General features: G+C 71.6%; 18 protein-coding genes. 8 read left to right on the top strand and 10 right to left on the bottom strand.

What is annotated here, in order from left to right:
- Positions 1–459: 459 nt before the first annotated feature.
- The gene (locus ACH0A8_RS10570) at positions 460–2,946 is read right to left on the bottom strand and encodes a DNA topoisomerase (ATP-hydrolyzing) subunit A (protein WP_251161067.1); all 2,487 of its coding nucleotides are present in this window, start codon (positions 2,944–2,946) and stop codon (positions 460–462) included.
- Positions 2,947–2,971: 25 nt separating this feature from the next.
- On the opposite strand from ACH0A8_RS10570, the gene ACH0A8_RS10575 reads away from it, so the two are divergent.
- Positions 2,972–4,138, top strand: a complete 1,167-nt coding sequence (locus ACH0A8_RS10575) for an alkaline phosphatase family protein (protein ID WP_251161066.1) — start codon at positions 2,972–2,974, stop codon at positions 4,136–4,138.
- A 94-nt stretch (positions 4,139–4,232) separates the two neighbouring features.
- On the opposite strand, the gene sepH is transcribed toward ACH0A8_RS10575, so the two are convergent.
- Positions 4,233–5,237: a septation protein SepH gene (sepH, locus tag ACH0A8_RS10580; RefSeq protein WP_251161065.1), complete on the bottom strand. Its 1,005-nt coding sequence runs from the start codon at positions 5,235–5,237 to the stop codon at positions 4,233–4,235.
- 318 nt (positions 5,238–5,555) lie between these two features.
- Between sepH and ACH0A8_RS10585 the strand changes: the two genes are divergently transcribed.
- Entirely contained in the window at positions 5,556–5,855 is a 300-nt protein-coding gene (locus tag ACH0A8_RS10585) for a DUF4193 domain-containing protein (protein ID WP_066658128.1), read from the top strand.
- A gap of 273 nt (positions 5,856–6,128) precedes the next feature.
- On the opposite strand, the gene ACH0A8_RS10590 is transcribed toward ACH0A8_RS10585, so the two are convergent.
- A complete protein-coding gene (locus tag ACH0A8_RS10590; RefSeq protein ID WP_066654067.1) occupies positions 6,129–6,560 on the bottom strand; it encodes a DUF3093 domain-containing protein in 432 nt (143 codons plus the stop codon).
- A 77-nt stretch (positions 6,561–6,637) separates the two neighbouring features.
- On the opposite strand from ACH0A8_RS10590, the gene dut reads away from it, so the two are divergent.
- The 5 genes from dut (at position 6,638) to dxs (ending at position 13,904) form a co-directional block, all read left to right on the top strand.
- Positions 6,638–7,132: a dUTP diphosphatase gene (gene dut, locus ACH0A8_RS10595; protein ID WP_406907179.1), complete on the top strand. Its 495-nt coding sequence runs from the start codon at positions 6,638–6,640 to the stop codon at positions 7,130–7,132.
- A complete protein-coding gene (locus ACH0A8_RS10600) occupies positions 7,129–7,851 on the top strand; it encodes a DUF3710 domain-containing protein (protein WP_235426579.1) in 723 nt (240 codons plus the stop codon). The genes dut and ACH0A8_RS10600 overlap by 4 nt, the downstream gene beginning before the upstream one ends.
- Before the next feature lie 263 nt (positions 7,852–8,114).
- A complete protein-coding gene (locus ACH0A8_RS10605; RefSeq protein ID WP_209682836.1) occupies positions 8,115–8,816 on the top strand; it encodes a DUF3159 domain-containing protein in 702 nt (233 codons plus the stop codon).
- A gap of 128 nt (positions 8,817–8,944) precedes the next feature.
- Entirely contained in the window at positions 8,945–11,782 is a 2,838-nt protein-coding gene (locus tag ACH0A8_RS10610) for an aconitate hydratase (protein WP_066654071.1), read from the top strand.
- A gap of 187 nt (positions 11,783–11,969) precedes the next feature.
- Positions 11,970–13,904, top strand: coding sequence for a 1-deoxy-D-xylulose-5-phosphate synthase (gene dxs, locus ACH0A8_RS10615; protein ID WP_271826546.1), 1,935 nt, complete (start codon positions 11,970–11,972; stop codon positions 13,902–13,904).
- 188 nt (positions 13,905–14,092) lie between these two features.
- Here the strand turns inward: dxs and ACH0A8_RS10620 are convergent, their stop codons facing one another.
- From ACH0A8_RS10620 to ACH0A8_RS10635, 4 genes are all read right to left on the bottom strand, one after another.
- Positions 14,093–16,231, bottom strand: coding sequence for a 3-hydroxyacyl-CoA dehydrogenase NAD-binding domain-containing protein (locus ACH0A8_RS10620; protein ID WP_406907180.1), 2,139 nt, complete (start codon positions 16,229–16,231; stop codon positions 14,093–14,095).
- Positions 16,232–16,233: 2 nt separating this feature from the next.
- Positions 16,234–17,445, bottom strand: a complete 1,212-nt coding sequence (locus tag ACH0A8_RS10625; RefSeq protein ID WP_081984825.1) for a thiolase family protein — start codon at positions 17,443–17,445, stop codon at positions 16,234–16,236.
- Between the two features lie 126 nt (positions 17,446–17,571).
- Positions 17,572–18,810, bottom strand: a complete 1,239-nt coding sequence (locus ACH0A8_RS10630) for an HRDC domain-containing protein (protein WP_374109574.1) — start codon at positions 18,808–18,810, stop codon at positions 17,572–17,574.
- Positions 18,811–18,839: 29 nt separating this feature from the next.
- Positions 18,840–19,421: a DUF3000 domain-containing protein gene (locus ACH0A8_RS10635; RefSeq protein ID WP_066654075.1), complete on the bottom strand. Its 582-nt coding sequence runs from the start codon at positions 19,419–19,421 to the stop codon at positions 18,840–18,842.
- 23 nt (positions 19,422–19,444) lie between these two features.
- Between ACH0A8_RS10635 and ACH0A8_RS10640 the strand changes: the two genes are divergently transcribed.
- Positions 19,445–20,668 carry an alpha/beta fold hydrolase gene (locus ACH0A8_RS10640; protein WP_311205347.1) on the top strand — a complete coding sequence of 408 codons (1,224 nt, stop codon included), beginning with the start codon at positions 19,445–19,447 and terminating at the stop codon, positions 20,666–20,668.
- 530 nt (positions 20,669–21,198) lie between these two features.
- On the opposite strand, the gene ACH0A8_RS10645 is transcribed toward ACH0A8_RS10640, so the two are convergent.
- From ACH0A8_RS10645 to ACH0A8_RS10655, 3 genes are all read right to left on the bottom strand, one after another.
- The gene (locus tag ACH0A8_RS10645; RefSeq protein WP_158407750.1) at positions 21,199–21,351 is read right to left on the bottom strand and encodes a hypothetical protein; all 153 of its coding nucleotides are present in this window, start codon (positions 21,349–21,351) and stop codon (positions 21,199–21,201) included.
- 151 nt (positions 21,352–21,502) lie between these two features.
- Positions 21,503–22,720: a DUF6188 family protein gene (locus tag ACH0A8_RS10650; RefSeq protein WP_251161059.1), complete on the bottom strand. Its 1,218-nt coding sequence runs from the start codon at positions 22,718–22,720 to the stop codon at positions 21,503–21,505.
- A complete protein-coding gene (locus ACH0A8_RS10655) occupies positions 22,717–23,121 on the bottom strand; it encodes a hypothetical protein (protein ID WP_406907181.1) in 405 nt (134 codons plus the stop codon). The genes ACH0A8_RS10650 and ACH0A8_RS10655 overlap by 4 nt, the downstream gene beginning before the upstream one ends.
- Positions 23,122–23,180: the final 59 nt, after the last annotated feature.

The following is a 23,180-nucleotide window of genomic DNA, read 5'->3' on the forward strand; positions in this document are numbered from 1 at the left end:
GCGCCCAGCGGCAGCGCGAAGTGGCGCTCAGCGGCGGCGCACGGCCGCAGCGCGAAGCGGCGCCTGGCGGCGGCGCACGGCCCGAGACTCGCGCTGGCCGACGGTTCTCGCCCTCTGCTGTCTGGCCGAGACACCGCCGGCCGGACGAGACGCCGTCGTCGTGCCGAGACGCCGCCGGATCCGGCGGCGTCTCGCGAACTCGGCCTCGTCTCGTGGATCCCACGGCGTCTCGCGGCGTCCCGGGCGTCTCGAGGGACCAGCTGGCGGACGGGAGGCGAGGCGATGACGGCCACCGCGCCTCCCGGCCGTCAGGTCGACCCTCCGGGCGCGTGACACGCCGCGTGCCGACGCTCAGGTCGCACGACACGTCGGCACCAGCGGCGCGGGACGGCAAGTCGTGCGACCAAGGCGGGAACACGGCGGCCGCACACTCGCGCGCAGCGGCGGGCGGGACCCCGCCTACGCCTCGCCCGCGGTACCGTCCAGGGCTGCTGCGCTGCCGCCGATCGAGCCGATCACGGCCTCGAGCGGCGCTCCCGACCCGTCGCGCTTCGACAGCCAGTCGGGCAGGGTCCGCGCGGCTCCGTCCGACCCGACGGCGTGCGGCGGCGCGATGCCGGCCCACGCCACGGTCAGACCGTCCTCGCCCTTGAGGAACGCGTGCGCCCGCACTCCCTGCGTAGCACGTCCCTTCGCGGGGAACTCCGAGAACGCCGAGACCTTCGCCCGTCCGGGGTCCGTTCCGGGCAGCGCCCCCGACGCCGTCGACACGGTGGCGACCACCGCGTCCTCGGACAGCGCCACGGACCCGAACCAGATCACCGATGCGCCGGAAGCCAGGGAGACCCCGGCGACGCCGCCCGCGGGCAGCCCCTGCGGCCGGACGCCCGAAGCCGGGAACCGCAGCAGCTGCGCGTTCGACGTGATGAACACGAGGTCGTCCGACTCGGGCGCCTGCGCGGCCCCGACGACGGTGTCCTTCGGCTTCAGCCCGATGGCGACGAACTCGTCCTTGTCCGGCCATGCGCCGGTGGCGACGCGCTTCACGACGCCCTGCGCGGTACCGATGGCGAGCGAGTCGCCCGCCCCTGCGGACAGGTCGACGAGCGCGACGACGGACTCGGTGCGAGCGATCCCGAGGTAGTCGGACACCCGCACGCCGGCGTCGAGCCGGACGGACGCCGGCGGCACCGCGGGGACGTCGACGGGGGAGAACCGCAGCACGCGGCCGGTCGAGGTCAGTGCACCGACCTGCCCACGGACGGTGGAGACGACGGTCGAGCGGACCGCGTCGTGCTTCGACCGCTTCGGCACCCGCACGATCCCGAGGTCCGAGGAGGGGATGTCCACCCGCACGAGTCGACCGGTCGTGGAGAGCAGCACACGGCACGGAGCGTCGGCGATCTGCAGCGACTCGGGGTCGACCGCAGCCTTGCGACCACCGCGCACCGGGGCATCCGCCTCGGTGAGCAGGGTGCGGCGCGGCGTGGCGAACCGGTCGGAGACCTCGGTCAGTTCGACCGCAACCTGGGCACGGAGCCGGGCATCGGACGCCAGCAGTTCCTCGAGCGCGGCGATGTCTGCGAGGAGCTGGTCGCGCTCGCCCTCGAGCTCGAGGCGCGAGAACTTCGTCAGGCGCCGCAGACGCAGCTCGAGGATGTACTCGGCCTGCACCTCGGACAGGTCGAAGACGTCCTGCAGCTTCGTCCGTGCGGCCTCGGAGTCGTCGGACGAGCGGATGACCTCGATGACCTCGTCGATGTCGAGGATCGCGATGAGCAGACCCTCGACGAGGTGCAGCCGTTCCTTCCGACGGGCGAGCCGGTACCGGGAGCGCCGGGTGACCACGTCGAGCCGGTGCTGCACGTAGACGTCGAGCAGTTCGCGCAGGCCGAGCGTGCGCGGTGATCCCTGCACGAGCGCGACGTTGTTGATGCCGAAGCCGTCCTCGAGCGGGGTGTGCTTGTAGAGCTGCTCGAGCACGGCCGTCGGGTTGAAGCCGGACTTGATGCCGATGACCAGCCGCAGCCCGTGGTTCCGGTCCGTCAGGTCGTTGACGTCGGAGATGCCGACGAGCTTCTTCGCCTGGACGCCGTCCTTGATCTTCTCGATCACGCGTTCGGGGCCGACCAGGTACGGCAGCTCCGTGACGACGAGGCCGACCTTGCGCGGCGTGAGGTTCTCGACGGACACCTTCGCCCGGGTGCGGAACGAGCCGCGGCCCGTCGCGTAGGCGTCGCGCACTCCGGAGAGCCCGACGATCGTGCCACCGGACGGCAGGTCCGGGCCCGGCACGAACTCCATCAGTTCCTCGAGGGTCGCCGTCGGGTTCAGGAGCAGGTGCTTCGCGGCCTCGACCACCTCGCCCAGGTTGTGCGGCGCCATGTTCGTCGCCATGCCGACCGCGATGCCTGAGGCGCCGTTGACGAGCAGGTTCGGGAACGCCGCCGGCAGCACGCCCGGCTGCATGATCTGGTTGTCGTAGTTCGGGACGAAGTCGACGACGTCCTCGCCCAGGCCCTCCGTCATCGCCATCGACGGCTCGGCCAGACGGGCCTCGGTGTACCGGGCGGCCGCGGGGCCGTCGTCGAGCGACCCGAAGTTGCCGTGCCCGTCGACCAGCGGCACACGCATCGTGAACGGCTGCGCCAGGCGCACGAGGGCGTCGTAGATCGCGCCGTCGCCGTGCGGGTGCAGCTTGCCCATCACCTCGCCGGTGACGCGGGCGCTCTTCACGTGCCCACGGTCCGGTCGGAGCCCCATCTCCGCCATCTGGTAGAGGATGCGTCGCTGCACCGGCTTGAGGCCGTCGCGCGCGTCCGGCAGGGCCCGCGAGTAGATGACGGAGTACGCGTACTCGAGGAACGAACCCTGCATCTCCTCGGAGACGTCGACGTCCTCGATGCGCTCACCGTCGGGCAGGCCGACTGCTTCCGTGCGTGCCATGGGACCTTTCTGGGAGGATCGTGGGGTGCCCCCCAGCGTACCGAGCGCCCCAGACACCACCGCGAACCTCGCCGACGTGCTGCCGAGTTGCCTCGTCGCGCTCGGCGCCGCCGACGACACGTGGTTGCGCACCACCGGCCGGGAGGCACGGATCACCCTCCGTCCTGCCCGCTCGGTCGTCGTCGTGCTGGTCGACGGCCTCGGGTCGTCCGCCCTGTCGGCCCGCGCCGGGCACGCCCGCTGGCTCACCGCCGCCACCGGCGGCGGCACCCTCAAGCGCCTGCGCAGCGGGTTCCCGACGACGACCGCCGCGGCGCTCAGCACCCTGACGACCGGCCGCTCGCCCGGCACGCACGGCGTGGTCGGCTACAGCGGGTGGGAGCCCGAGGGCGAGCGGGTGGTCAACCTGCTGTCCGGCTGGGACTCCGAGGTGCCGACGGGCTGGCTGCTCGCCGACACCGTCTTCACCGAGGCCAGCGCGCTCGGCATCGAGCCCGTGGTGGTCGGTCCGGCCCGCTACGAGTCCTCGGGGATGACCGCGAACGTGCTCGGCGGTGCCCGGTACACCGCAGCCGACAGCATCGCGCAGCGGGTCGACGCCGCACTGGCGGCGACGGCGTCCGGCCGATCGCTCGTCTACCTCTACGTGCCGGAGCTCGACTCGATCGGGCACAAGCACGGGTGGGAGTCCGACCGCTGGACCGCGGCGCTCGAGTCACTCGACGGCGAGCTCGCCCGGCTCGCGACCCGCGGCGCCGCCGACGTGGGCATCCTCGTGACGGCCGACCACGGCGTGCTCGACGTGCCGGCCGAGGCGAACATCGCGATGGACCCCGCGCTCCTCGTGGACGTCGTGGGGATCGCCGGGGACCCCCGCTGCCGTCAGCTGGCCGTGCGCCCCGGCACCGACGTCCCGGCGCTGGTCGAGGCCTGGCGCACCCGCTACGGCAAGAAGGCGTACGTCGCCAGCCGCGACGAGGCCGTGGCCGCCGGGTGGTTCGGTGCCGTGGACGACCGCGTGCTCCCGCGCATCGGGGACGTCGTCGTGGTCGCGAGGGGGTCGTGGGCCTTCAACGACGACCGCGACCTCGACCCGCGCAAGGAGCCGAAGCGGATGATCGGGCAGCACGGTGCCATGACGGACGACGAGGTCTTCGTGCCCCTGCGGCTGGCGGGCGCCTTCGCGGGCTGACCCGGGCGGGAACGCGAGCAGCCCCGCGACGCGACGAGCGTGGCGGGGCTGCACCGGGCCTCCAGGCCGGACGGACCGGACCGAGGAGGCTGGATCAGGCGGGGTCCTCCGGGCGGGTGCCGAAGACGATCTCGTCCCAGCTCGGCATCGACCGGCGGTTGCGCTTCTTGCGCTCGGAGCGGCCGTCGGTCTCGGGAGCCGATGCCGGACGGTCGTCACGCTCGGGGGCGGAGGCCGGCGAGTCCCAGCCCTGGAGGGGGACGTCCACGACGCTGATGGAGGTCCCGCGGGGCTCGTCCTGCTGTTCGGTGAAGGATGCCGCCTCGCGCTCACCGCGCCGACGGCGGAGTGCCTCGAGCAGGTCGGCGGTCTCGTTGCCGGGCGAGCGTTCCTCGACGGGCGCGGCCCCGATGCGGGGGAGCGGCGCACGGAGCGGACGCTCCTGGGCCTCGGGGGCCGGCGCGTCCTCGGTCTGCTCGACGCGGAAGGCACCGGAGTCGAAGCGCGTGCCGTCGGCGTCGTGGTGGTCGTTCTCCACCGCACGCAGGCGCGGAGCGATGCCCTCGTCGTCGGTGTCGGAGAGACGGTGGGCGTCGCCGTTGTCGGGCGTGAGCGTCGACGTCTTGGGGTCGAAGGACCACTGCGCGTCGTGCTCGACCTCGGACGCGGTGTAGCGGACCCGGACCTGCCACCCCTGCTCGGCGTTCTTCCACGACGCCCACGCGACGCCGGTCGCGTCGCCGGCCTCGAGCTTGGCCTCGATGGCCTCGCCGAAGGTGTCGGGCGCCTCGGCGTCGGTCGGGGTGACCGGGACACGTCGTGCGGCGTCGAGGACGAAGGAGCGCTCGGCGAGCACCGGACCCTCGAACCGCCGGACGTACTCGACGTCGACGTCGAGCGCCGCTGCGACGTCGGCCGCGTCGGCGCCACCACGGATGCGGGCCTGCACGTCCTTCGGCGACACGCGCTTCTGGGGGCCGGCGTCGGGGTTGGCCTGGCGGACCTGGCTCGTCAGCGACGCGGTGACCGGCAACCGGTACTCGGTGCCGCCGTCGGTCGCGAGCAGGAGTGCCCCGGACTCGACTCCGATGACTCTCACGTCTTGCATGGTTGCGCCTCCCGAGCGTTGCGTACGGTCGTGCTCGTACCCCAGGAGTATGCAGCGGTGCATCCCCGTTGCCGCGGAGGCGCACGGGCGTGCCGCCGACTCCCGCACGCCCGCGGACGGTCCTCGTCCGCTGCCGGCCCCGCGCACCGTCCTCGTCCGCTCCCGGCCGCCGGGAATGTCCGACCACCACAGTGGGTTGCACGGCCTGACGATCCCGCACGGCGTTCGGTTTGCGCTCTCGCGGGTCGTGGTGCAAACTGTCGCCGCCGATCACCGGCGACGACCTCTCGACACGAGAAACGGATGGGCATGGCCACCGATTACGACGCCCCCAGGAAGACCGACGAATCCTCTGACTCGGAGTCGATCGAGGCCCTCAAGGAGCGCGTTCCCGACAAGATGTCGGGGGTCGTCGACGATGATTCGGACAACCCCGGCAGCTTCGAGCTCGCTGGACAGGACCTCAGCGACGTCGACCTCGACGTCGTCGTGCTGCCGCCGCAGGTGGACGAGTTCACCTGCGTCGAGTGCTTCCTCGTGAAGCACCGTTCGCAGCTCGACCACGAGTCGAAGCTCGGCCCCGTGTGCGCGGAGTGCGCGGCGCTCTGAGTCGCAGCTCCACCGGAACGGCCCGTCACCCTTCGTGGGTGGCGGGCCGTTCCGCGTTGCGGCGCAGGGCGGGCGCGGGCGTGCCTGGCGGGGGCGGGCGCACCTGGCGGAAGCGGGCGTACCTGGTCGGATCGGGCGTACCTGGGGGGATCGGGCGTACCCGGTCTTCCGGAACGACCAGGTGTGCCCGGAACCGCTTCCTCCTGCACCCGTTGTGAAAGGAACGGGCGGGGCGGGGGCGGTGCGAGCCGCCCGGCCCGCGCGCCCGGAGCGTCAGGAACGCAGGGCGTCCACCACGGCCTGCGGGTTGCGCGCGCTGACCAGCCAGTAGGGCGTCGGGTCCGCCGGGTCCGTCACCTCGACGCGCACGACCCCGCGCACGTACCCGCGGAAGAGCGTCCACGCGCGGGCGTCGAGCGCCGGACCGCGCTGGGTCGTGGCCTCGGCGCCGGTGTGTGCAGTGGCCTCGCCGACGAGCGTCCGCGGCAGGTGTGCACGGCCGGCGCGGAACTCGGTGTCGGTGACCTCGATCGTCGGGGCGAGCGCCCAGAGCAGCACGACCACGCCGAGGTACATGCCGATCGCCACGAGGACGCCGGCCAGGACGCTGATCGGCAGGAACACGAGCAGGCTCGCGGGGATGACGAGCGCCGTCGCCAGGTAGAGGGCGGGCGGGGCCCAGAGTCGTTCGCGGTACACGGTCACCCCTCCATCCCACCACGAGTCGGGGCAGGTCACGGAACGGTCACGGAACGACCACGCTCGTGCACTACCCTCGTCTCGTGACCGAACCAGTCGACGTGCTCTGGACCGGGGAGAACGCCCCCGTCCACGCCCACCCCGGTGATGCCGGAGCCGACCTCGTCTCGACCGAGGCCTTCGTGCTGCAGCCCGGGGAGCGCCGTCTCGTCGGCACCGGGCTCCGGATCGCACTGCCGGACGGCCACGTCGCCTTCGTGGTGCCCCGGAGCGGCCTCGCGGCGAAGCACGGCATCACGATCGTGAACGCCCCCGGTACCGTCGACTCCGGCTACCGGGGCGAGGTCAAGGTCGCCCTGCTCAACACCGATGCGTCCGAGCCGTACGAGGTGCACGTGGGGGACCGCATCGCGCAGGTGGTCGTCATGCCGGTGCCGCGGGTCACCTACACCCGCGTCGAGGAGCTGCCGGACAGCGTCCGCGGCGAGGGCGGCTTCGGCTCCTCGGGCTACGGTGACCACCGCAGCGGCGCACTGTACGGTGCCGCCGACGACTTCCAGGAAGGATTGGGCGCATGAAGTTCGGTCGACGCAAGCGTGACGAGGTCGAGGTGGCGGACGCCGTCGCCGACGACGCCGTGATCGCGGGGACGACGCCGGAGGTCGACATCGCGACCGATGCCGACGCCGACCTCGACGAGGTGGACGCGGTCGCACCGACCGACAAGTCGGCTCCGGCCGACCGTGCCGACAACGGCCCGCACGACGAGACCGAGGCGAACCTGGTCCGCCCGTACGTCGACCTGGGCGGCGTGAAGGTCCTCCCGCGTGAGGGCCTGCACCTGCGCCTCGAGGTCGAGGAGGGTTCGCAGCGCGTCGTCGCGGTCGGGCTCGACTACGACGAGTCCACGCTCCAGGTCCAGCCCTTCGCCGCGCCCCGGTCCACCGGGCTGTGGCACGAGATCCGCGCGCAGATCGCCGACCAGATCGAGCGGCAGGGCGGCCGCGTGGACGAGGTCGACGGCCCCTTCGGTCCCGAGCTCCGCGCTCTCGTGCCGGTCGTCGTCGACGGCTCCGGCGCGACCGACGGTGCACGCGCCGCACGCTTCGTCGGTGTCGACGGCCCCCGCTGGTTCCTGCGCGGCGTGATCGCCGGCAAGGCCGCGGAACAGCCGGACGACGCCGCAGAGATCGAGGAGCTCTTCCGCAGCGTGGTCGTCGTGCGTGGCACGACGCCGATGCCGCCGCGCGACCTCATCCCGCTGCACATGCCCAAGTCGACGCAGACCGCCGTCTGACGACCGTCCGCGACGAACGACCCACGACACGGCCTGGAGGCACGGTGCCGGACCACGACGAGACCCCCCGTCCCGCGGACGCGAGCGACCAGGGCGCGGCTCCGGTCGACGGGACGGCCGCGGGTGCGGTGCCGGCCGGCCCGGTCGCGGGCCCGCCGACGCCCGGTGCGGGCGCGGGTCCGACCGCGTCCGGACCGGCCGTCCCGGCTGGACGGAGGGCCCCGGCCCGGACGGCTGGTGACGACTCCGTCGACGAGGACGTCGTGCCGTCGTTCTCGGCGCAGTTCCGCGCGGCGGTGCAGAACGCCGGCATCGCCCGGGTCGCGCCGGGCGAGGCGCCCTCCGGCCGTGCGCTGCTCGGTGCGGTCGGCGGCGTGCGCGGGCTCGCCGAGTCGGTGCTGCCCGGTTTCGCGTTCCTCGTCGTCTACGCGATCACGAAGGAGCTCGTGCCGAGCGTCGTGATCCCGGTGCTCGTCGGGCTCGTGTTCGTGGTGGTCCGTCTGGCGCAGCGGCAGTCGCTCGTGATGTCCTTCGCGGGCATCGCCGGCGTGGTCGTCTCGGCGGTCCTGGCGCTGGTCACCGGCCGGGCCGAGACGAACTTCATCCCCGGCATCGTCATCAACTCGGTGTGGCTCGTCGGGCTGCTCGTCACCCTGGCGATCCGGTGGCCGCTGATCGGCGTCGTGGTCGGCTTCCTGCTCCCGCCGGACGAGGACGGCTCCCACGTCGACTGGCGTGCCGACCCCACCAAGCGCCGGGTGCTCACGGTGGCGACGTGGATCTGGGTCGGGCTCTTCGCGCTCCGGCTGGCCGTCGAGGTACCGCTGTACCTGACCGCGCAGGTCGAGCTCCTCGCCGCGGTGAAGCTGGTGCTCGGCGTCCCGCTCTACGCGGCCGTGCTGTGGGTCACGTGGTTGCTCGTCCGCACGGTGTTCGTGCGTCGGGAGGACACCGCCGCGGTGTAGAGTTGTCTCGACATCGAGACAGTTTCCCGGGGGCGCGCCAGCACCGTCGGGATTAGGTTTGCCTTGCTGGTGGGACGTTCCGACGCCCGCGATGATGAGGGCACACCGATCAGTAGGGAGGCGGCACAGTGGCTGCAGTCAACAGCTTCGGCTCGAAGGACACGCTCTCGGTTGGGGGTGTCGACTACGCGTTCCACCGGATCGACACGGTGCCGGGGCACGAGAAGCTCCCGTACAGCCTGAAGGTGCTGCTCGAGAACCTGCTCCGCACCGAGGACGGCGCGAACGTCACCGAGGAGCAGATCCGCGCGCTCGGCTCCTGGAAGCCCGAGGCCGAGCCGGACACCGAGATCCAGTTCTCGCCGGCCCGCGTGGTCATGCAGGACTTCACGGGCGTCCCGTGCATCGTCGACCTCGCCACCATGCGCGAGGCGATGGCGCAGATCGGCGGCGACCCGAACAAGATCAACCCGCTCTCGCCGGCCGAGATGGTCATCGACCACTCCGTCGTCGCCGACCTGTTCGGCCGCGAGGACGCCCTCCAGCGCAACACCGACCTCGAGTACGAGCGCAACGGGGAGCGCTACCAGTTCCTCCGCTGGGGCCAGACCGCGTTCGAGGACTTCAAGGTCGTCCCGCCGGGCACCGGCATCGTGCACCAGGTCAACATCGAGTACCTGGCGAAGGTCACGTACACCCGCGAGTTCGACGGCGAGCTCTACGCGTACCCGGACACCCTCGTCGGCACCGACTCGCACACCACCATGGTGAACGGCCTCGGCGTGCTCGGCTGGGGCGTCGGCGGCATCGAGGCCGAGGCAGCGATGCTCGGCCAGCCCGTGTCGATGCTCATCCCGAAGGTCGTCGGCTTCAAGCTGTCCGGTTCGATCCCCGCCGGCGTCACCGCGACCGACGTGGTGCTGACCATCACCCAGGAGCTCCGCAAGCACGGCGTCGTGGGCAAGTTCGTCGAGTTCTACGGCGAGGGCGTCTCCGAGGTCCCGCTCGCGAACCGCGCGACCATCGGCAACATGTCGCCGGAGTTCGGCTCCACCGCCGCGATCTTCCCCGTCGACTCCGTCACGCTCGACTACCTGCGCCTGACCGGCCGGTCCGAGGACCAGATCGCCCTGGTCGAGGCGTACTCCAAGGCCCAGGGCCTGTGGCACGACCCGTCGGTGGAGCCCGCGTACTCCGAGTACATGGAGCTCGACCTCTCGACGGTCGTCCCGTCGATCTCCGGCCCGAAGCGCCCGCAGGACCGCATCGAGCTGTCGAAGGCCAAGGACCAGTTCGAGGTCGACCTCGCCAACTACGCGAGCATCGACCACACGCACGAGGACAAGGCCGTGGCGGACACCTTCCCGGCGTCCGACCCGGTCGCCGCCGCGCCCGGTGACGAGCACGCCGTCGACGACCTGCAGGACGCCCCCGCGTCCGAGGTCCCCGTGCACGCCTCGAGCGCGCCCGGCACGGTGTCGAAGCCGACGTCGGTCTCCGTGGCCGACGGCGACACGTTCACGATCGACCACGGTGCCGTCGCGATCGCCGCGATCACCTCGTGCACGAACACGTCGAACCCGTCGGTGATGATGGCCGCCGGCATCCTCGCGCGGAACGCCGCGAAGAAGGGCCTCAAGGCCAAGCCGTGGGTGAAGACCACCCTCGCGCCGGGCTCGAAGGTCGTCACCGACTACTACGAGAAGGCCGGGCTCACCAGCTACCTCGAGGACCTCGGCTTCTACACGGTCGGCTACGGCTGCACCACCTGCATCGGCAACTCGGGCCCGCTGCCCGAGGAGATCTCGCAGGCCGTGCAGGACAACGACCTCGCCGTCACCGCGGTGCTCTCGGGCAACCGCAACTTCGAGGGCCGGATCAACCCCGACGTGAAGATGAACTACCTGGCCTCGCCGCCGCTGGTCATCGCGTACGCCCTGGCCGGGTCGATGCACTTCGACTTCGACAAGGACGCCCTCGGCACCGACCAGGACGGCAACGACGTCTACCTGCAGGACATCTGGCCCGACGCGGCCGAGGTGCAGGACGTGATCGACACGTCGATCGACACCGAGATGTTCACCCACGAGTACGGTTCCGTGTTCGAGGGCGACGACCGCTGGAAGAACCTGCCGACCCCGACGGGCGACACGTTCGAGTGGGACACCGAGTCGACCTACGTCCGGAAGCCCCCGTACTTCGAGGGCATGACGATGCAGCCCGACGCGGTCTCCGACATCTCCGGTGCCCGCGTGCTCGCGAAGCTCGGTGACTCGGTCACGACCGACCACATCTCCCCGGCCGGTTCGATCAAGGCCGACAGCCCGGCCGGTCGGTACCTCGACGAGCACGGCGTCGACCGCAAGGACTTCAACTCCTACGGCTCGCGCCGCGGCAACCACGAGGTGATGATCCGCGGCACGTTCGCGAACATCCGCCTGCGGAACCAGCTGCTGGACGGCGTCGAGGGCGGCTACACCCGCGACTTCACGACGCCCGACGGCGAGCAGTCGTTCATCTACGACGCCTCGCAGCACTACCAGGAGCAGGGCATCCCCCTCGTCATCTTCGGCGGCAAGGAGTACGGCTCCGGCTCGTCGCGCGACTGGGCGGCGAAGGGCACGAACCTGCTCGGCGTCAAGGCGGTCATCACCGAGAGCTTCGAGCGCATCCACCGCTCGAACCTCATCGGCATGGGTGTCGTCCCGCTGCAGTTCCCGGCGGGTGAGACGGTCGAGTCGCTCGGTCTCGACGGCACCGAGGTCGTCTCGATCTCGGGGCTCACCGAGCTGAACGAGGGCCGCACGCCGAAGACCGTGCACGTCACCGCGGAGCCGAGCGAGCACTCGCCGGCCGGCAAGCAGACGGTCGAGTTCGACGCGGTCGTCCGCATCGACACCCCCGGTGAGGCGGACTACTACCGCAACGGCGGCATCCTGCAGTACGTGCTCCGTTCGCTCGTCTGATCCATCCCGCGAAACGCAACCGAGGCGGTTCCGCGCAGCGTCACAGCGCTGTGCGGCACCGCCTTCGTTGCGCTCTGCGGAGTGCGACCGGACGGACGGGAGGCGCGTGGCGGGGCCGCCACGCGCCTCCCGTCCGTGTCCCGGTCGCGCGGATAGTGTGGGGACCTGCCCCACGAAAGGAGCGCCCGTGAGCCTGCTGAGCAGCATCACGTCGCCGCGCGACCTCAGGCGTCTGTCCGACGCACAGATGACGGAGCTCGCCGCCGAGATCCGACGGTTCCTCGTCGCCGAGGTCGCGAAGACCGGCGGGCACCTCGGACCGAACCTCGGGGTCGTCGAGCTGACGCTCGCGATGCACCGCGTGTTCGACTCGCCGCACGACCCGTTCGTCTTCGACACCGGGCACCAGTCCTACGTGCACAAGCTCGTCACCGGGCGGCAGGACTTCTCGAAGCTGCGCGAGCGCGGCGGGCTGGCCGGCTACCCGCAGCGGAGCGAGTCGGAGCACGACATCGTCGAGTCCTCGCACGCGTCCTCGTCGCTGTCCTGGGCCGACGGGATCTCCCGCGCCTTCCGGCAGACCGGGCAGGACGACCGCACCGTCGTGGCCGTCGTCGGTGACGGCGCCCTCACGGGCGGGATGACGTGGGAGGCGCTCAACAACATCTCGGACAGCAACGACCGCCGCCTGGTGATCGTGGTCAACGACAACGGTCGGTCCTACGCGCCGACGATCGGGGGCATGGCGCGCTTCCTCAGCTCGGTGCGCACCCGCCGTGAGTACCGGGCGCTGTTCGAGAAGTCGCAGGCCGTCGCCTCGCGGTTCGGTGCGCCGGGTCGTGCGTTCTACCGGGGGGTCCGTGGCGGACTCCACGGGTTCCTGGCGCGGTTCACCAACAACGAGGCGCTCTACTCGAACCTCGACATCAAGTACATCGGGCCGGTCAACGGTCACGACCAGCGGGCCGTCGAGGCGGCGCTCCGGCAGGCGAAGGCCTACGGCGCGCCGACCATCGTGCACGCGATCACGGAGAAGGGCCACGGCTTCGAGCCGGCGCTCCGCGACCAGGCGGACCAGTTCCACGCCGTCGGGCACATCGACCCCGAGACGGGGGAGTCGCTCGACGTGTCGTCCGGGCCCTCGTGGACGTCGGTGTTCGCCTCGGAGCTGGCATCGGTCGGTGCGGCCGACGAGCGGATCGTGGCGATCACCGCGGCCATGCTGCGACCGACCGGGCTCCACCGCTTCCAGGAGCAGCACCCCGACCGGGTGATCGACGTCGGCATCGCGGAGCAGCACGCCGTGACGACCGCGGCGGGTCTTGCCTACGGCGGGCTGCACCCCGTCGTGGCGCTCTACGCGACCTTCCTCAACCGGGCGTTCGACCAGGTGCTCATGGACGTCGCGCTCCATCGTGCCGGCGTGACGTTCGTCCTCGACCGCGCGGGCATCACCGGGCCGGACGGGCCGTCGCACCACGGGATGTGGGACCTCGCGCTGCTGCAGGTCGTCCCCGGGATCCGCATCGCCGCACCGCGCGATGCCGCGACGCTGCGCGAGGAGTTCCGCGAGGCCGTCGCCGTGGACGACGCCCCGACGGTGCTGCGCTGGTCGAAGGGATCCGTCGGACCGGACGTCCCGGCGATCCGTCGGCTGCACGACGGCGTGGACGTCCTGCGGGACCCGTCCGAGGGGCAGGAACCCGACGTCCTGTTCGTCGCCGTCGGCTCGATGGTGCCGGTCGCCCTCGAAGCCGCCGGGCTGCTCGAATCGCAGGGCATCGGCGTCACGGTCGTCGACCCCCGGTGGGTCGTGCCGATCCCGACCTCGCTCATCGACCTCTCGCGCGACCACCGGCTCGTCATCACGATCGAGGACGGCGTCCGCGTCGGTGGAGTCGGGACCCGGCTGCGGCAGGACCTGCGTGCCGCCGGGGTCGACACCGGGGTGAACGAGCTCGGGCTGCCGGACGAGTTCATCGACCACGCCTCGCGGTCGCAGATCCTGTCGGACGTGGGGCTCACGGCGCAGGCGATCGCGCGGGACGTCATCGACCAGGTGGTCGGCACGAAGCTGCCCCAGGCGAAGCCGGCGCGGACTCGGGAGTCGGCCGACCACTGAGGTTGGTGCGGCGTCGGTCGGCGCGGCACCGGCGCGAGTCGCGGCACCGTTCGTCCTGCCGGGGCGTGGTTCGGTGCCGGCCTGCCGGCGCGTGGTTCGGCGTGCCGCAGCACAACCGGAAGCACCTCGCGCCACGGGTTCCCGTGGCGCGAGGTGCTTCCGGTTGTGCGGAGTGGCCGAGCCGGCGGCTAGCGCGAGGCGGGGCCGACGATCGCCGGGGTGTGGAACGTGCCGCCGAAGACGCGCTCCGAGGCGCCGGAGCGGTCGAGGTAGGGGCTGATGCCACCGGCCTGGAACGGGTAGCCGGCGCCGAGGATCAGACCGAGGTCGATCTCCTCGACGTGCTCGACGACGTGGTCCTCGAGCATGCGGTGCACCTCGTCCGCCAGGGCGTCCTCGAACCGCTGCTGCATCGTCGCCGCGTCGACCGGCTTCGCGTCCTTCTTCGACGGTGCGACGAGCTTCACGGCGGCGGGGTCGTACCCGGTGACGGTGCCCTTCTTGTCGCGGGTCAGGATCGTGCCGTGCTCCGCGATCCGCTTCAGGCCGTCACCGGGGTAGAAGCGCTCCGGCCACGCCGCGTGGTGCGAGTCGAGCACGTGCGCACCGACGGGCAGGCCGACGAGCTCGAGCAGCTCGAACGGCGACATCGGCAGGCCGAGCGGCGCAGCACCCTCGGCGACGATCTCGAAGGGCGTGCCCTCCTCGACGCCGCGCATCGCCTCGCCGAGCACCCGAGCGAGCACGCGGTTGACGACGAAGCCCGGCTGGTCGGCGGTGATGATCGCGGTCTTCTTGAGGGTCTTCGCGACCGCGAGTGCGGTGACGAGCGCTTCGTCCGAGGTCTTGTCGGCCCGCACCACCTCGAGCAGCGGCATCACGGCCACCGGGTTGAAGAAGTGGAAGCCGACGAGGCGCTCCGGGTGCTCGAGCACCGACGCCATCTCGTCGACCGACAACGACGAGGTGTTCGTCGCGAGGATCGCGTCGGGCGCGATGACCTGCTCGATCTTCCGGAAGACGTCCTGCTTGACCGACATCTCCTCGAAGACGGCCTCGATCACCCAGTCGGCGTCGGCGAACGCGTCGTACGACACCGACCCGCTGACGAGCGCCGTGATGCGGTTCGCGTCGTCGGGGGAGATGCGGCCCTTCTCGCGGAGCTTCTCGACCTCACCGGCGATGCGCGCGACCCCGGCGTCCACGCGGGCCTGGTCGACGTCGGTGATGACGACCGGGACGCCGAGACGGCGGGCGAACAGCAGCGCGAACTGCGACGCCATCAGCCCGGCGCCGAGGACGCCGACCTTCGTGATCTTCTTCGCCTCGACGCCCTCGGGAGCGCCGACGGGCTTCTTCGCGCGCTTCTGCACGAGGTCGAACGCGTACATCGACGCGGCGAACTGGTCCCCGGCGAGCAGGTCGGCGAGGGCGTCGTCCTCGTCGGCGAAGCGGTCGTCGAGCGAGCCCGACTTCGCTGCGGCGACGAGGTCGAGCGCACGGAAGGGCGACTTCGGGACGGTGCCGATCTTCGAGGCCACCTGCTGTCGCGCCACCTTGACCACGGTGCCCCAGGCGGCCTTCTCGAGCATGCCGGGCTCGTTCGCGCGCTTGACCTTCGTTCGGCCGCTGACGACCCCGTCGGCCCACGCGACCGCGGACGGCAGGAAGGTCACGGAGGGGATGAGCGCGTCGCCGATGCCGAGCTCGACGGCGGCCTTGCCGTCCATGAGCCGGTTGTTCTTGAGCGGGTTCTCCACGATGACGCGGAGCGCCTTCTCGGGACCGATCAGGCGGGGGAGCAGCGTGGCGCCACCCCAGCCGGGAATGATGCCGAGGAAGACCTCGGGCAGCCCGATGCCCTGCGCCGCCGAGGAGAACACGCGGTAGGTGCAGTGCAGGGCGATCTCGAGCCCACCACCGAGCGCGATGCCGTTCACGAACGCGAACGACGGCACACCGAGGTCGGAGAGCTTGCGGAGCGTCGCGTGCCCGAGGGCGCCGAGCTCGTGGGCGACCTCGCGCGAGGGGAGCGCTGCCGCCTGCGACAGGTCGGCGCCGGCGGCGAAGCAGTACTCCTTGCCGGTGATCGCGACCGCCTGGATGCTCCCGGCGGAGGCCGCTGCGCGCAGCGTGTCGAGCACGTCGGACAGCTCGCGCATGGTGCGCGGACCGAGCGTCGACGGGCGCTTGTAGTCCTTGCCGTTGTCGAGCGTGACGAGGGCGAGCGTGCCGCCGGACGGCAGCGGCACGTGCTTGACGTACGAGTGGGTGACGACCTCGTCGGCGCTGAGCTCGGTCAGCTGGTCGATCGGGGTGGTGGTCATCGTCAGGCCGCCTTCCGTGCCGCGCTCTTGCTGAAGTTCGGGTTCTCCCAGATGACGGTGCCGCCCTGGCCGAGGCCGATGCACATCGTCGTGATGCCGTACCGGACGTCCGGTCGCTCGGCGAACTGGGCCGCGAGCTGGTTCATGAGCCGGACGCCGCTCGACGCGAGCGGGTGCCCGACGGCGATCGCGCCGCCCCAGGCGTTGACGTTCGCGGAGTCCTGGGCGATGCCGTAGTTGTCGAGGAAGGCGAGCACCTGGACGGCGAACGCCTCGTTGATCTCGAAGAGCCCGATGTCGTCGATCGTCAGCCCTGCCTTGCGGAGCGCCTTGTCGGTCGCGGGGACGGGCCCGACGCCCATCACCTCCGGCTCGACGCCCGCGAAGGCGAACGAGACCATGCGCATCTTCGTCGGCAGGCCGTGCTGCTTCGCGCCGTCCTCGGAGGCGAGGAGGCTCATGGTGGCGCCGTCGTTGAGACCGGCCGCGTTGCCGGCGGTGACCCGTCCGTGGGGCCGGAACGGTGTGCGCAGCGCAGCCAGGGCCTCCAGGGTGGTGCCGGGACGCGGCGGCTCGTCCGCCGTGACGATGTCCCAGCCCTCGCCGGTGTTCACCTCGACCGGGACCACGTCGGGCTGCAGCTTGCCGGCAGCCCACGCGGCGGCGTACCGCTGCTGCGACTGGACGGCGAAGGCGTCCGTGCGGTCCTTCGTGATGGCGGGGAAGCGGTCGTGCAGCCGCTCGGCGGTGCTGCCCATGACCAGCGCGTCGGTCGCGACCATGCGCTCCGCGACGAAGCGCGGGTTCACGTCGGCGCCGAAGCCCATCGGGTGGCGGCCCATGTGCTCGACCCCGCCGGCGATGGCGACGTCGGCAGCGCCGAAGGCGATCGCGCCGGCGAGCGTGGTGACGCTCGTCATCGCACCGGCGCACATGCGGTCGATGGCGTAGCCCGGGACCGACTTCGGCAGCCCGGCGAGCATGCCGACCGTGCGGCCGAGGGTCAGGCCCTGGTCGCCCTGCTGGGTGGTGGCGGCCACGGCGACGTCGTCGACCGCCGCGCCGTCGAGCTGGCTGTTCCGGTCGAGCAGACCGCGCATCGCGTGGACCGCGAGGTCGTCGGCGCGGGTCTTCCAGAACACCCCCTTCTCACCGGCTCGTCCGAACGGTGTGCGCACACCGTCCACGAACACGACGTCTGCTGCTCTGGCCAATCCGGGCCTCCAGATCCTCTTCGATCGAGTCGGGGCACGTTCCGCCCCGACCGGCCGGGCCGAGCCCGGCGACGGTACCGACGCTATGCCCGCCGCCTGGGCGAGCGCATGCCGGTTGGGGTGTTCCTACGAGCCGGTGTTGCTCTCGGCAGCAGGCTGCTGTGCGGCGTCGACAAAGGCGTGCGCGATGATCGACGCCGTCTCCTCGACCTGCCACGGGCGGGCGTCGTGCCCGGCAAGTGCGGCTCCGACGGTCTCGGTCGCGATCGGTGTCGGCGGTTCCCAGGACACCACCCGGAGGGTCTCCGGGGTGAGCAGGTTCTCGACGGGGACGTCGAGCTCCTCGGCACGCGCGACGACGGCGGCGCGAGCGGCCTTGTAGCGGCGGTCGGCCTCGGGGTTGCGGTCCGCCCACGCGCGGGGCGGGGGGAGCGTCGCCTCGCCGGTGCCGCGGAGCTTCGGCAGGTCCTCGGTCGTGCGCCCCTCCTCGACGGCGGCCCACCAGCGGTCGAGTTCCGACCGGCTCGCCCGGCCGGTGAAGGCCTTCACGGCACTCAGCTCGGCCTTCGAGGTCGGGTTCGCCGCCGCTGCGGCGACGATCGCCGAGTCGGGCACGATGCGACCCGGGGCGGTGTCGACCTGGCGGGCGTAGGCGTCGCGTGCGGTCCAGAGCGACCGGGCGATCGCGAGGGCCCGGGCGCCGCGGAGCGCGTGCATGCCGGACAGGCGGCGCCACGGCTCGGCCTTCGGGGGCTTCGGGGCGCGGGTCAGGACGGCGGCGAACTCCTCGGCGGCGATCCGCGACTTGCCGGCGGCGTCGAGCACCGCGGCGAGGGCGTCGCGCAGGTCGGGGAGCAGCTCGACGTCGAGCGCGGCGTAGACGAGCCAGGCCTGGGGGAGCGGACGCGTCGACCAGTCGGCGGCGGAGTGGGCCTTGGCGAGCGTGATGCCGAGGAGCTGCTCGACCACCGCCCCGAGACCGACGCGGGGGAACCCGGCGATGCGGGCACCGAGCTCGGTGTCGAAGATGCGGGTCGGGACGAGGCCGACCTCCTGCAGGCAGGGCAGGTCCTGCGAGGCGGCGTGGAACAGCCACTCCTCGTCGACGATCGCGGCCTGCAGTTCCGCGAAGTCACCGATCGCGATCGGGTCGAACAGGAAGGCGCCCGCACCGCGGCGGAAGACCTGGATGAGGTAGGCGCGCTGCGAGTACCGGTAGCCGCTCGCACGCTCCGCGTCGACCGCGACCGGGCCGTGTCCGGCGGCGATCGCGTCGACCGCCTGCAGGTACTCGTCGCGGTCCTCGATCACGCGCACGGTGGCGTGCGCGTCCTCGAACGCGGGGTCGGCCGAGGCGCCCGACACGGCGTCGCGGGCCTGGCTGGCGGGGTCGGTCACTTCGTGGTCCTCCTCGGAGCCAGCAGGGTCACGCCGTCGGACGCCGGAGGGAGCCCCGCGAGCATCGCGACGATCTCCTCCCAGGCCTCGACGTGCGCGGTCAGGTCCTCGTCGCGGGGCGTCCACGAGGCCCGGAGCTCGAGCTGTGCGCCGTCGCCCTGGGCCGCGAGGTCGCCGTAGCCGCGCGAGATGATCTTGGTCGCCGTGCCCGACGCCCGGTCGTACGTCGCACCGTGGGCAGCGAGCGCGTCGACGAGCCAGCTCCACGTCACGTCGGCGACGAACTCGTCGACGCCGATCTCCGGTTCGAGCGGTGCCTGGGCGAAGGTCACGACGCGGAACGCGCCGCCCCAGCCCTCCGGTTCTGCGGGGTCGTACAGGGCGATGAAGCGGCCGGTCCCGAGGTCGGAGTCGATGCCGTGCACGGCGCCCGACACGTCCGCCGCGAGGGCGATCGAGTGCGGTGCGATGCGTGACGGCGAGGGGATCTCGGTGACGGTCGTCTCGGTGCGGGTCCGGCCCGGTGCGACGAACGCGCGCAGGCGTTCGAAGGCCTCGGGCTCTCGGGATTCGGACACGCTTGCAGACTAGGCTCCGGACCATGTCCCGATCAGCGCGACCCGCCGAGGACGTGGCCCAGGAGACCGCACGATCGGCCGGGGTCGTCGCGCTCGGCGCGGGCATCGCGGCCGCTGCGGTCACCACCGCGGTCATCGGCGGCTTCGTCGCCGCCGTCGCCCGAGCGGTCGTCACGCCCGACCGGAAGCGCGTCGAGCGTGTCCCGATCCACGCGGTCGACACCGGTCGGATGACCGTGACGCTCGAACGGACCGCCGACACCGAGCTGCAGGGGCGCTACAGCCTGTGGTTCGGCGGCGGTACCGGGCACCTGCGCGTCGGTGAGGTGCTCGGCACCACCGACACCACGGTCACGCGTCGCATCATCGCGATCGACGCCGGCGACCCGACCGCGGCTCGGCGCGGGCGCTGGGGCGGGTGGTTCTACCTCACGCCAGGCGAGCTCGACGTGCCCGTCGAGGACGTCGACATCCCGACACCGAACGGCGCCGCGCCGGCGTGGGTCGTCCGCGCCGACGACCCCGACGCGCCCTGGGCCGTGCTCGTGCACGGTCGCGGGGTCACCCGCGCCGAGACCATCCGCGCCGTCCCGGTCTTCCGCGCCGCCGGCTACTCGGTCGTCCTCGCCTCGTGGCGGAACGACGGCGTCGCCCCGCGCAGCGAGGACGGACGCTACGGCCTCGGCAGCACCGAGTGGGAGGACGTCGACGGCGTGCTCCGCTGGCTCACCGCGCAGCAGGCCCGGAGCGTCGTGCTCATGGGATGGTCGATGGGCGGTGCGGTCGTCCTGCAGACCCTCGTGCGGTCGCGGTTCGCCGGGCTCGTCGACGGGATCGTGCTCGAGTCGCCGGTCGTCGACTGGCACGCGGTGCTCGAGTCGCAGAGCCGTGTCCTGAAGCTCCCGCGCCCGGTGCGCAAGGTCGCCCAGCGCATCCTCCGGACGCCCGTGCTGCACCACGTCGCCGGGCTGCACCACCCGGTGGACCTCCGGGAACTCGACATGGTCGCCCGAGCTGACGAGCTCGACGTGCCGATCCTCATCCTGCACAGCGACGACGACGGGTTCGTGCCGTCATCGGCGTCGCACGAACTGGCGCGGGTCCGGCCGGACATCGTCCGGCTCGAGGTGCAGACGACCGCGCGGCACACGAAGCTCTGGAACCACGACGCCGACTGGTTCGACGCACGGATCCTCGCGTGGCTCACCGAGGTGGTGCAACCGACGGACGCGACGAGCGCGCGGTAGACGCGAACGATCGTCGGACGGGAGGCACGGTGCCAGCTGGCACCGTGCCTCCCGGCCGTCCTGGGTCAGGGTCGGTCGTCGTCCTGGTCGTGCGGCAGACGTCGCGCGATCGTCGTCGCGAGGACCGCGGCGCGGTCCGGTGTGAACGCGACGGTCGCGACCACTCCGGGAGCGTCGAGAGCGCAGAAGGGGAGGTCGTCAGCGTCGAAGCGTGCCACTGCGGCGACGAAGGACTCGAGGTCGAGGACCGTGAACCCCCGCTCGGCGGGCAGACCGTACTTGGTCGCGAACGTCTCCGCGGTCGTTCGAGCGCCCTGCTCGACGAGTCTGATGCGGTCGTCGGGCGCGAGGAGTCGGACGAGTTCGAGGGCCCGGTCCGCGCCGGGTGCCGCGGTCGCGGCGAGCAGCGTCGCGAGTTCAGCGGCGCTGATGGTCTCGACCCCGGCGGTACGGTCGGTGACCGTAGCGGACAGGAACGCGCCGTCCGACGCCCGGAGCAGGACCGTGAGGACCTCGTCGCCGAGGTCGACCTACCGGACCAGCACCGGGTCGTGCCCGAGCTCGTCGAGGGGCGTCACGAGGGCATCGTCGCGGGGCGTCCCCGCTCGTCTGCTCCGGCGGAGTGCGCGGGCGATCGCGGCGGCAGGGGCGTCGTACCCGAGCACGTCCGCGTCGTCCGGCACGGCGTCCAGGATCTCGTGGGCTCGGGTGGGACGTCGAGGCGTCTGGGGAGGGTCAGGCGGAGCAGTGGCACGCTCGTGCCGGAGGTCGTCACGTCATGCCTCCACGAGGATGCGGGGAGCAGCCGGAGCGTGTCGGCTGTGGCCGTGCCGACTACCGGACACCGTGACCTCCGTCGCCCTCGTCCGCGGCGCGGATGAGCTGGTCCGGCCGGGGGAGTTCGGCCGGCATCTCCGTCGTGAACCACGGGAGCTCGAAGGAGTCGATCCGGCCGTCGAGCATCCACACGAGGACTTCACCCGCGAGCGGTGCCTCGTCCGTGCGGTAGGCCAGCGATCCCGGCAGACGACCGTCGGGCAAGTCGGCTCGGGGTGTCTCCGCGAGCACGACGTCCCAGATCCTCGGAGCTGTCTCCTGGACGGCTCGCACCGCCTCGGCCTGCTGTCGGAGTTCCGCCGCTCCCGGCGCGGGGAGCGTGTCGAGGAACGCGAGCAGGAGCGACTGGACGCGGTACGCGGCGAGGTCAGCGTCTCGAGTGCCGATCGAGGGTACCGCGACCTCCGGACCGAACAGCCGCTCGAACGCTTCCGAGACGCCGATGACCGAGGGATCCAGGACCACGGAGGCCTCGCCGCTGTGGAAGAAGTCGATGCGGAGGACCGCCCGGGCCGGGTCAGCCGCGGCGCCGAACGGGACGCCGAAGAACTCGCCGTCGATCAGCTGGTCGTTGTCACGGACGAGCGTCAGCATCTCGTCGTGTGAGAACCACAGGCCAGGTGGCGGTGCTGCTCTGAGACGACGGTCCCACTCGTGCACGTTCACCGTCGATCCCGAGCGCACGACGATGTCGAGATCGGTGACGAGCCACCGGAGCGGTGGGACGGTCAGCGATGTGAAGACGTCGTGGAACGCGGGGAGCAGGTGTTCGTCCGACGGCCGTGTCCGGAAGGACAGAAGGCCGCTTTCGGTCTCTGGGTGGTGAAGCCAGATGGCAGGGCCCCCGCCCGGCATGATGATGATCCTGGTCGGGGGCGTCTCCGGTCCGATGTAGTGCCACGACTCGAACTCGGGGTGCGGTCCGGCGGTCAGACGCGAGCCGTCGGAGAACGTCATCGACAGCGTCGAGCCCGTGGCGTGCGCCTCGGTGACCACGAGCGTGTGCAGGCGGAGAGCCGGCACCAGCCCCGACTTGTCGCCCTCCGGATCGATCATCGTTGCGGTGTCCGGTGACCCACCAAGGGAGAACGGACACTCGAGGATGACGGTGGCGCCGTTCGAGAGCAGGAGTCGGAGCGAGTAGTCGACCCAGATGGCGTCGATCGTCTCTCCGACGAGGAGCAGGGGGACGTCCTCGATGGCCAGTTCGCTCATCGTTCGCTCTTCCGCGGGCGGTCCGGATTCGTGCGTGCTCGCTCAGAAGGTTGAGCGGCCAGCTCGTGCATCCGCGCGTCCGCCTCAGTCTTGTAGATCTCACCCCAGGCGATGCTCGCAGGCATGTCATGGGCAGGCTGGTCGACGTCAGGCAGACAGATCTGCACGAAGTGCGGGAAGGCGGGGAACGTCCAGAGGTCTTCGTCCTCGAACCGACTCCACAGCAACAACTCGCTGATGCCGAGCGGGTGACCGAGCTCCCGACCGTGGACGGGTGGATCGCAGCTGACCATCAGCGCATGACGACCGTTCGGGAGCTCGACCGGTCGTTCGACCTCGCACCGGAAGACGGACGAGAACCGCAGGCTGTCCATGGACGAGAGGAAGAACACTTCTTGCATGTCAGAACTCCGGTCTGATGCCGAGATACACGATCAATCGAACAGCTTCGCCGACGCTA

Origin of the sequence: Curtobacterium sp. 179-B 9B NHS (assembly GCF_045370965.1) — a bacterium.
GTDB lineage: Bacteria > Actinomycetota > Actinomycetes > Actinomycetales > Microbacteriaceae > Curtobacterium.